9 protein-coding genes and 1 pseudogene are annotated in these 9,747 nt (G+C 46.7%); 3 read left to right on the top strand and 7 right to left on the bottom strand.

Features of this window, described 5'->3' with window-relative positions; genetic code table 11:
- Window positions 1-33: 33 nt before the first annotated feature.
- Together AC5JR3_RS01045 and AC5JR3_RS01040 are read right to left on the bottom strand one after the other, a co-directional pair.
- Complete coding sequence (locus tag AC5JR3_RS01045; RefSeq protein WP_495842161.1) at window positions 34-1,677, bottom strand: NAD-dependent epimerase/dehydratase family protein; 1,644 nt, start codon at window positions 1,675-1,677, stop codon at window positions 34-36.
- A gap of 29 nt (window positions 1,678-1,706) precedes the next feature.
- Window positions 1,707-2,099, bottom strand: a pseudogene (locus AC5JR3_RS01040) (NAD-dependent epimerase/dehydratase family protein); the annotation flags it as partial.
- Window positions 2,100-2,635: 536 nt separating this feature from the next.
- Between AC5JR3_RS01040 and AC5JR3_RS01035 the strand changes: the two are divergent.
- Window positions 2,636-2,842 (top strand): hypothetical protein, encoded by a 207-nt coding sequence (locus AC5JR3_RS01035; protein ID WP_495842153.1) that lies wholly within the window; start codon window positions 2,636-2,638, stop codon window positions 2,840-2,842.
- Window positions 2,843-3,033: 191 nt separating this feature from the next.
- Here AC5JR3_RS01035 and AC5JR3_RS01030 read toward each other — a convergent pair whose 3' ends face one another.
- From AC5JR3_RS01030 to AC5JR3_RS01015, 4 genes are all read right to left on the bottom strand, one after another.
- Window positions 3,034-4,404, bottom strand: a complete 1,371-nt coding sequence (locus AC5JR3_RS01030) for a pentapeptide repeat-containing protein (RefSeq protein WP_495842151.1) — start codon at window positions 4,402-4,404, stop codon at window positions 3,034-3,036.
- A gap of 249 nt (window positions 4,405-4,653) precedes the next feature.
- Entirely contained in the window at window positions 4,654-5,328 is a 675-nt protein-coding gene (locus AC5JR3_RS01025; protein ID WP_495842149.1) for an SAM-dependent methyltransferase, read from the bottom strand.
- A gap of 46 nt (window positions 5,329-5,374) precedes the next feature.
- Window positions 5,375-6,739 carry an APC family permease gene (locus AC5JR3_RS01020; RefSeq protein ID WP_495842147.1) on the bottom strand — a complete coding sequence of 455 codons (1,365 nt, stop codon included), beginning with the start codon at window positions 6,737-6,739 and terminating at the stop codon, window positions 5,375-5,377.
- Window positions 6,740-6,804: 65 nt separating this feature from the next.
- Window positions 6,805-7,470, bottom strand: coding sequence for a hypothetical protein (locus AC5JR3_RS01015; protein ID WP_495842145.1), 666 nt, complete (start codon window positions 7,468-7,470; stop codon window positions 6,805-6,807).
- Between the two features lie 322 nt (window positions 7,471-7,792).
- Between AC5JR3_RS01015 and AC5JR3_RS01010 the strand changes: the two genes are divergently transcribed.
- Window positions 7,793-8,701 (top strand): YihY/virulence factor BrkB family protein, encoded by a 909-nt coding sequence (locus AC5JR3_RS01010; protein ID WP_495842143.1) that lies wholly within the window; start codon window positions 7,793-7,795, stop codon window positions 8,699-8,701.
- 7 nt (window positions 8,702-8,708) lie between these two features.
- On the opposite strand, the gene AC5JR3_RS01005 is transcribed toward AC5JR3_RS01010, so the two are convergent.
- Window positions 8,709-9,071: a DUF7980 family protein gene (locus AC5JR3_RS01005; RefSeq protein WP_495842141.1), complete on the bottom strand. Its 363-nt coding sequence runs from the start codon at window positions 9,069-9,071 to the stop codon at window positions 8,709-8,711.
- A gap of 275 nt (window positions 9,072-9,346) precedes the next feature.
- Between AC5JR3_RS01005 and AC5JR3_RS01000 the strand changes: the two genes are divergently transcribed.
- A complete protein-coding gene (locus AC5JR3_RS01000; RefSeq protein WP_495842138.1) occupies window positions 9,347-9,739 on the top strand; it encodes a hypothetical protein in 393 nt (130 codons plus the stop codon).
- Window positions 9,740-9,747 lie beyond the last annotated feature (8 nt).

Below are 9,747 nucleotides of genomic sequence, written 5' to 3'. Positions count from 1 at the left end.
ATACTTCATACTTCATACTTGATACTTCATACTTCATACTTGATACTTCATACTTGATACTTCATACTTCATTACCCCCTTGCTCCTATCCTCTTGCAGCCATTGATAAAGTTTCTCGACGCCTTGGCGAATACCAACTTTGGGCGTCCAACCCGTTGCGGCTGCAAACTTACTGAAGTCGGAGACGTAGTAACGCTGGTCTTTTGGACGCCAGTTGTCGAAATGAACGGTTGGCGTTTTGCCCTGTATCTTGGCGATCGCTTCAATCAATTCCAGTAAGCTAGTGGTGTTTTCTTTGCCGCCGCCAATGTTAAATGCTTGACCGGAGATTGCCTCTATATTTTCCTGTGCTAGCTCAAAGGCATCAAGCAGGTCTTCAACATAGAGGATGTCTCGGATTTGCATTCCGTCGCCGTATAAAGTGATTGGCTGCTCTTTGAGGGCGCGAATCAGGAAATGGGCAACCCAACCTTGGTCTTCGGTGCCGAACTGATGGGAACCGTAGATGCAACTCATCCGGAAGACGACAGCCGATAAACCAAAGGTATGGGCGTAGTCGAGGACGTACTGATCGGCGGCTCCTTTGGAACAGCCGTAGGGACTTTGGAAGTTCAAGGGACGATCTTCGCTGATGCCGCAATGACGGATTAGGTCGTCTTCTGGCTCGTAGCGATCGCTTCTCAATCGCAGATGCAGGTTCTCTAAGCCACCGTAGACTTTGTTGGTGGAGGTGAAAACTAGAGGCGGGGGATTTTTTAGCGATCGCATTTCCTCCAACACGTTCAGCGTCCCTTTGGCATTGACCTCAAAGTCATGAATTGGGTTGCTCAAACTGGTGGTAACTGCCACTTGCGCGGCAAAATGAAACACCATACCAGCATTTTGAATTGCCCGACGCACCGCAAAGCGATCGCGCACATCTGCCACTTCAATTTGCACCAAGTCCCCGTGCATCTCCCGCAGCCAGTGCAGATTTTGTTCTACTCCCGGTCGCGAGAGGTTATCCAAAAGCCGCACAGGTTGCCCCTTACAAGCCAGTCGATGTGCCCGGTTAGTGCCGATAAATCCCGCCCCACCTGTGATCAAAGCGGGGGGAGGAAGGATGAAGGATGAAGGGTGAAGGATGAAGGATGAAGTATGAATTTGGTTATTGTTGCTCCCCTGCTCCCCTGCTCCTCTGCTCCCCTGCTCCTCTGCTCCCCCGCACCCCTGCTCTTCTCTCCTAACGCCTAATTCTCCGATGTCTCGAACTGCCTCTAGTCCTCCTGTATGCCACAAGCGGAACAGCAGTTTTTCTGTGCCATCTTGCCGCTTGAGTCCCATGTGGTAATGCCGCTCGTCTACATGAAATCCTTCTTGGGAGGGGAGAGCGGCATGGAGGTCGTAGAGGGAGTACCAGTACACTCGTTCTACAGGGGCAGCGATCGCTTTAACAAATGCCCGCAACTGTCCGTGTTCGTCGTGGCTCCAAGTGGAAAACCCGGTTTCGGTAATCCACAATTGTGCTTTTAACTCGTACTGCTTTAATACGGCTTGCACTGGCTCTATTTGGGTTGCCCAATGCTGCCAGTCAAATTCCCAGGTGCCGGGGAAGCCATGAATCCCTACGGCATCAATGTAGGCTAAGACGCCGCGATCGCATATTAAGCGCAGCCAGTTGGGATCGCTGGGAGCCATTCCTGCCAACGCTGTCTTTTTACCGCGATAATCAAGGGAGGATTGTTGTTCAGCAAGCGGGATGCAAAGATTGCCAATACACCTGTGTAGGGATTAGAAAGGGCTTGCCGCGTGCCGTAGGTGTTAAAAAACCTCAATCCTACCGTGGGAATATCATAGGATTGTCCAATCATCAGGCACATCCGCTCTTGGTCATACTTAGAGAGGGCATACACGGAAGCCAGAGAGGGCTGCTTGCTCTCCGGTGTCGGAACGGGGGTAAGTACCTCCCCTTTGGCATTGCGAATTTCCCAGTCGCCTGCTTTCAGTTGTGCTGGAGTGCGATCGAGTCCCGTACACAAGCTGCCATCCGGTGCCTGATAAAGACCTTCGCCATAAATGCTCATGCTAGAGGCAACAACCAATCGCTCTACAGGTTGTTCAAACTGAATCATTCCGAAAAAATGACAAAACTCGCATCATCCCTACGGCATACTGGGTTTTCTGCCAGATTAAACTCTGCTGTTCTCTTGCTTGAGCAGGTGTAGGCAAGCTTACAGAGGTGGGAGAGCGGCTTTTTTGCAGAAGTCCTGCTCTCCTCTTTGCGTCCTACGGTGTACACACATCTCCTACCAAGCTGTAAAAGGTTGTCTGATCCCCCTAAATCCCCCTTAAAAAGGGGGACTAAGATTTCTGTCCCCCCCTTTTGAAGGGGGGTTAGGGGGGATCTCCATGAGGTGAAGCCGTCTCGTCAGACTTATTGTGTACACCGTAGTCTCCGCGTCGGGGAAGGGTCAATCTGTACCTCAGAGTAAAATCGCTATATACAATACAAAGCAAAAATTACTTATTTTGAATAAACAACTCTAGTAAACGGCGATCTATCTTCTGATTGATGCTAATTTGATGAATTTACTTTAATTAAGAATAGTTTGTAGTGAAATAGAATACTTTTTGAAGCTGTAAGGTAGAAAATTACATGGATAAACCACCCTTTCATGACGAAGCCTCTCTCATCGAAGAAGCTGTAAAACTTGGTAAAAAAGCAATGGAATCAAAACAGATTCCCAGCTTTGTGGTGCGTTATTTTCCCGATAGCAGCCAGTTTTATATTCCTAATGAAGAGGAAGGGGAGCCTCTAACTCCTGAACAGGCATATATGCAGTTAAAAAAACTTACTCAGTAGCAATAAAAGAGAAAGCTTTTAAGGATTCAGGCGATCGCTAGTAGCTTAAAACGAGCGAACGGTATAGCTACATTGGTGTTGAGAGGTTCTGCCAAATACAAAGTAGTGCCATAGGAAGGGCAAACCAACCCGCTCGGAGTGCGCGATCGCTCCTACAACGGCTTCAACTCAGCAGCTATTTGCATCGGGTTTTACTTGGTTTCCTGCCAATCTTCAATCATTGCGATCACCACGTTGAAGCAGGCATTATCTAGAAACTCCTTCATCGCTTCCTTACCACCCGCTTGCAACGCACTGAAAACCCTTTGTCGCCGATCGAGAGGAATCGAAGCGGTGACATAGGCTTTTTGTTCAGCTTCGGTTGCGGTGGGGTTCTTTTCTTCTAGTTGTTTTAGCAGTCGCTGGATCTCTGCGGCTGCTTCAGCGAGAGTTTGTTTTTGTTCAGGAGCATAATTGTACTGGTGATTGATCGCTTGCTGGCGACTGCCACTCTGAGCAGTATCAACGAAGTTGCCTATTTGGGGTTTATCAAAGTAATACTTAGAGTTTTCTTTTTCAGCCATTGTTTCAATAAATTTCAATAACTTTGTATTTTCTTTGCGCTCACTTTTTAGCTTTCTGCGATAAAACTTTACTTTCTCATCACGGAATTTTAGAAGTTCATCTTTAGCTTGAAGTTCAAGTTTATACTCTCGTTTTAGGTACTTCTCCATTTCTACCTTATCAGCATCAGGAGGAACGTTTACTCGGATAACGAAAGCACCATCGTTTTTGTTTTCAATCGCTTGGATCGACAACTCCTCGCCGCCGCACTCGACTTGCAGCTTTTGATAGGAAGTGAGAAAGGCTCCCCAGTCAATGCCGTTGTGGAAAATTAGGTCAACGGTTTCTAAAGCTTTTTGGAATAGCTTGGTGAACTCTCCCGGTGCAAAGTTTCCACTATGGGGACGGCGTTCTTGGTCAAAAGGCTTCAGATAAACATAGTCGCAAATTACTCCATCAAGCCGTGTAGCGCTGTTAATGTTCCAATCTTTCAGACAGGAGCCAGTGAAAACTGCTTTTTCAAAATTAGCATCCAGTGCTTGAGCTAATGAAAGAGATGCCCCAATCAGGTTTGCACCAATCAGGTTTGCACCAATCAGGTTTGCATTAATCACGTCTGCCCGACTGAGGTCTGCCCGACTGAGGTCTGCCTCAATCAGGTTTGCCACAGATAGATCTGCACCACGGAGCTTTGCACCACGGAGCTTTATCTCGCAGAGGTATGCCCGCCTGAGGTCTGCCCGACTGAGGTCTGCCCGACTGAGGTCTGCCTCACCGAAGTCTGCCTTAAATAGGTTTGCCCTAGATAGATCTGCATTGACAAGGTCTGCCCCAGATAGATCTGCATTGACAAGGTCTGCCCCAGATAGATCTGCATTGACAAGGTTTGCCCCAGATAGATCTGCATTGACAAGGTCTGCCCCAGATAGGTCTGGTCTTACTTCAGGGTTGTTTTCCCTCCACTGATTCCAAACCTCTACCCCTTGCTTGAGTAAAGCGAGATGTTCCTTATTTGCCACTTAGCGCCAGCCTGTCAGCTTCACTGTTTGCCGCAGCATAGCCTAACGCCTTGTTTACCGACAACAAAGGTTACAGCGTTTTCAGATCCCCGACTTCTTAGAGGATGTCTGAAAAGTCATAATCGAGACGCTTAGAGGGTGGAGATCCCCCTAAATCCACCTTTTGAGGGGGACTAAGACTTGATTCTTTCCCTTTTTCAACCCTGGCTGGGGGGGATCAAACTAACTATCGGCTTATAGCCTGTGGCGTTATTGCAGCAAATTAGCGGGGGGATTTTCCGGGACAACCCAGTAGTAAATGGTATGCTGACGCGCGGGCCCTTGTACTTGCACCACCTGCTCAGGTTCCCACTCTCCCATATCGAAGTCGTGGGAGACGATGCGGGTGCCGGGTTTGAGTTCTTGCAGGAGTTTCGGTCGGAGCTTTAAGTTGATATTAGGTAATAGGTAGAGCGTCACTACGGTGGCATCGCTGAGGTCAGTTTCAAACAAGTCTTGTTGTAAAAACTCAGTGCGATCGCTAACGCCTGCTTGTTGAGCATTTTCTCGACTACGCTGCACGAGTTCGGGATTAATATCTACCCCAGTCCCACGGGTGCCGAATTGTTGGGCGGCGGTAATGACTATTCGCCCGTCCCCACTGCCGAGATCGTAGAGCCGATCATCACCGGACACATTGGCGATTTGAAGCATCCGCTCTACAACTTCATTCGGCGTTGGTACATAGGGTACATCAGGCGTCCGTGCTGGGGATGGTTGAGTGACCGTGGGCGCGGGTTGTTCAGTGACCGTAGGCGAGGGTTGTTGAGCTTGGGTTGTTGGTTCAACTTCATTAAACTGTCGTTGCTGGGTGCATCCCGCAACTAAGATGCTACTAACACTCACGCTGGTAATCAGCAATCCCATCAAGCGGTGCAACTGCATAGCTAGTTTCTCCAAATTTAAGTAAGTTAAGTAACTGACGTTGTGATTAAGACTGCCGACGACGAGTCAAAAACAACAGCGGTACGCCAGCAATTACCACTGCCACACCAACAAGTGCCCCCACCCCCGTGTAGGCAAGGCTGGAATAGAGGAGGTAAACACAGATGGCACAAAAGAGAATCGGGGTGAAGGGATAGAAGGGAACTCGGAACGATCGCGTTACTTCTGGCTCCTTGATCCGCAACACGAACAGCGACACTCCTGTCAGCAAGAAAAAGAACCAAAACACCGGGGCGGTATAGTCCACCATCGTCTCAAAGCCTTTGCGCGTCAGCGTTCCCATCAATACCAGGGCTAAGGCGATCGCTCCTTGAACTAGTAAGGCATTACTGGGTGTACTGACACGAGGGTGCCAGCGTCCGAGGAAGGAAAAGAGGGAAAAGTCTCTTCCCAAGGCGTAGTTAGTTCTCGCCCCAGTTAAAATCGTGGCGTTCATCGCCCCTAAGGTAGACACCGCAATCAACAGGCTAATGAACCAAGCACCCGGTTCCCCCAGCAGATTCCGCATCAAGTCAGCAGCAACGGCTTCTGAGTCTGCCATGTTCGCCAGCCCCAATCCCTGGATGTAAGCGAGGTTGATCAGCAAGTAAATCGCTGTGATTATGCCCAGTCCCCAAAGTAGCGATCGCGCCATATTACGCCTGACGTTGCGTAACTCGGCAGAGATATAAGCCGCTTCATTCCAGCCACCATAGGACAACAGCACGAAAACCAGGGCTAACCCCAAACTATTCCCTGGGGCTGTTGGTTCTGCAGGGGCGACAGGGACATCAGGAGTAGCAAAAGCTAAACCCGCGATAATCACCAACAGCAAGCCGAGGACTTTCGCCGCCGTTAGCCAATTTTGCGTCCACTTCCCCTGCTGAACACCCACTAAGTTTAGTGCCGTCAAAGCGATAACCGCGATCGCCGCATACAGCGAGGAGGAATAAATCCCCAAGCGAAACAACTGCGATAGATAGTCCCCGAATACAAATGCCAGCAACACAATCGAACCTGTTTGAATCACTGTCATTCGCGCCCAAGCAAACAGAAAAGCAACACCATCACCATAAGCACGGAGGAAATAAAAATAATTGCCCCCGGCGTGGGGATAGGCTGTCGCCAATTCTGCGTAGCAAAGAGCGCCGATAAATGACATTCCACCACCCAACAGCCAAGTCAACAGTGCAATTTCAGCACTCGCGGCATTGTTCGCAACTAACGCTGGTGTCTCGAAAATGCCTGCACCGATGACAATCCCCACAATGATGGCAACGGCATCTACAAATGCCAAAGTTTGTTTCGGGGCTACTTCTTTGGAAGCAACTAAATCACCGTTTGGTAAGCTGTAGTTTCCACGTTTGCTCACTATGACTCCATCACTGTTAAATTAATTTCCTCAAATTGTGAAGCAATAAAGTTAAGAAAACTACCTTAAAATCCTGCAAACGTGTAACCAATCCCGATTAACAACCCTACCTCTGTTTCATCAATAAAACCAACATTCACGCCAGCCGTTGCTGTTAATTGAGGCGATATAGGAACATCTACGCCACCAGAAATTAGTGCGCCAACGGTGTTATCTCTACCTGTTGAAATTGCCACGCCTCCGCCAATATAGGGCGCGATACCAAAGGGAACTTCTTCCACTCCTTGACTGGGAAAATCGACAGTCAGGGGAATTAAAAACAATGCATCATCACCAATTAAAGCCGCAGGTCGCACGGATAGATTATTAGTGAGTCCAATTTTACTAATGACAGTAAAGGCACCTTCGCTTAAGGTTGTATCGCCCCCCAAACCGATATTACCTGCAACTCCGATATAGCTAGGGCCAGAGCGGGTTGTCCTACCCGGCGTTACATCAACTTGAGCCACTACCGGATTGGTATCGGTATCCAAGGTAGTTTCTTGGACTTCATCCTCTGTTGGTTGAGGCATCAAAGGCGACGCAGATGTTAAAACTTCCGACTCTACAATTGGTGCCGTAACTGGGGTAAACTCAGCCGTTTCCGCTTGAGCTGACTGCCCGCTAAATACTATAGCCAAAGCAGCAACACTGAGTATAGAAGCAGCGCTCCTAAAAAAAATCGCATTCATAGTTGCTCCGGAAGAAATAGTGGTTTAAAAACTAACGCGATCGCCAAGTAGGATCAGTGAGTTCTCGATCGAATTATCTCTAGTGTTGGTCGTAAATGTGACGAGAAAGTGACAGCAAAGATTTGGTAACTTACACCACATATCAGCGGAGTGTAAGTAGGACTTGTAAATAATCAAAAGTTTGATTTATTCTCGCCTACTGACTTAATACAAGCTCATTGGCTATAAAACTAGAGGCGAACAGCCCTATGCGCTTCCCGCAGGCTCCGCCAACGCCCCTACCCATTGGGTCTAAAATAATACAGCGTAGGAGACTAGATTGATGAGCATCAAAAACATTTGGAGGCTTCTGAAAACCACATTTTCTGAGTGGAGCTTGGATCAAGCCTCGCTGATGGCAGCCGCATTAGCTTATTACACTGTGTTCTCCCTAGCGCCGCTGTTGATTATTGCGATCGCGATCGCTGGGGCGGTATTTGGAACAAAAGCAGCAGAAGGGGAACTGGTGAGGCAAATTCAAAGCATCGTCGGCTTTGATGCGGCTCAATTAATCCAGACAGCCGTTGCTAATGCCGGTCGGCTAGATTCCTCTCAAGATGCCTTTCCTGCGGTGATCAATATCGTTCTCCTGCTGTTCGGCGCAACTGTCGTTTTTGCTCAACTACAAAATGCCCTCAACAAAATCTGGGAAGTGAAGGCGCAGCCAGAGGGCGCTGTTAAACACTTCCTTCGCAAACGCCTTTTATCGTTCTCGATGGTGCTGGTAATCGCGTTTTTACTGCTCGTGTCCCTGGTTATCAGCACGGTGCTAGTAATACTTGGAAATTACTTGAGAGACTTAGTACCCGGTTTTACCTACTTGTGGCAAGCCGTTAACGCTCTCGTTTCCTTTGGTATTGTGACGCTGCTGTTTGCCAGCATTTACAAAATTCTGCCCGATGCCAAAGTTGCCTGGAGCGATGTTGGGGTGGGTGCAGTCATCACCGCCGTATTATTCGAGATTGGGAAGTTAGCGATCGGGTTTTATTTAGGACAGACGGGTTTTGGTTCTGCCTATGGAGCCGCTGGCTCTTTAGTGATCCTCCTTACCTGGGTTTTTTATTCCGCTCAGATTTTGTTTTTTGGTGCAGAATTTACCCAAGTTTACGCCCGAAGATTTGGTAAACAAATTATTCCGGCTGAACATGCCATACCTGCCCCTAAAACTTACCGTCAGGAATTAGAGCAATAAGCTTTTCCTAAGTACCAGAAAATAAACTAGGAGCTTTGAGAATATTAAATTGCATCAATGCCAAAATCACCAAGGTGTAGGCAGTCGAGGACGCTAAACCCACTAATAAATCTTTTTTAAGATTGCGTTCCTTTGGCTGTTCTACAAACATATCCATTGCCCCAAACTGCATCATGAGAATTCCGGCAACATTCGATATCCAGTAACCCACGATTGTAAAGGGGATAAGTAGATCTGGAGAGAACCAGCTAAAAATATAACCAAATAAGTAAGCAACTGGAAGATTAAAAAACAGGTCATTCCACCAAGACAGGGGTGAAAGCATGTACCCAATAAATAGAAGAAAGCCGCCTCTTAGCTTCTTCAACATGAATTTTTATCCTTAACAGCAAGATAATTATAATTTAAGTAGGCGGAAATAAATAAGAGGCTATTTATAAAGTAAATCTAAATCTCGTTGTCTAAATATTTACTTTATAAATGGTCTCTTACACAGTCACTTTTGAACAAACTTGGTCTTGAATTTATACAAAAACAAATTCTTTTACCAGAGTGTTTTTCTCAATATAAATTTTTTCAATTAGATGGAAAGACCCCAGCGTCTACAAATAAAATTTTGCCTCCAATATTAAGAAAACAAGAATAATGACAATTGTTAAGGGCTATTTCAATGAATTTCATTTTTCCGAGTGTAAAATAGAAATAATTGAGTTTATTGGAGAGGATTTGATAGTCAATATCAAATCTGAATTAGAAATTTATCCACCTCATCCATTGTCAGATAAGCATAGTTTTTTAACTCCTTGTAAGGTTGTGTTCAAAAACGTTAAATATTTACAGCAAACGTTTGATGAGTATGATGAAAAAACAGGAAAATACGAAAAAGAGCAAGAATTTATTAAAGAGTTCAGTCATGGGCTTAAACCCAATATTGAGTATGAAGAGTATTCTATTGAGGGGTTCTTGCTCAATCCCAAAGGATGGGTAACATTGGATATCATTGCTGAAGAATTTTATTTTGACAATTTGAAGGATTGATTAGAGAC

Source organism: Kastovskya adunca (assembly GCF_059505785.1).
This window is presented reverse-complemented; position numbering and strand designations above follow the sequence as displayed.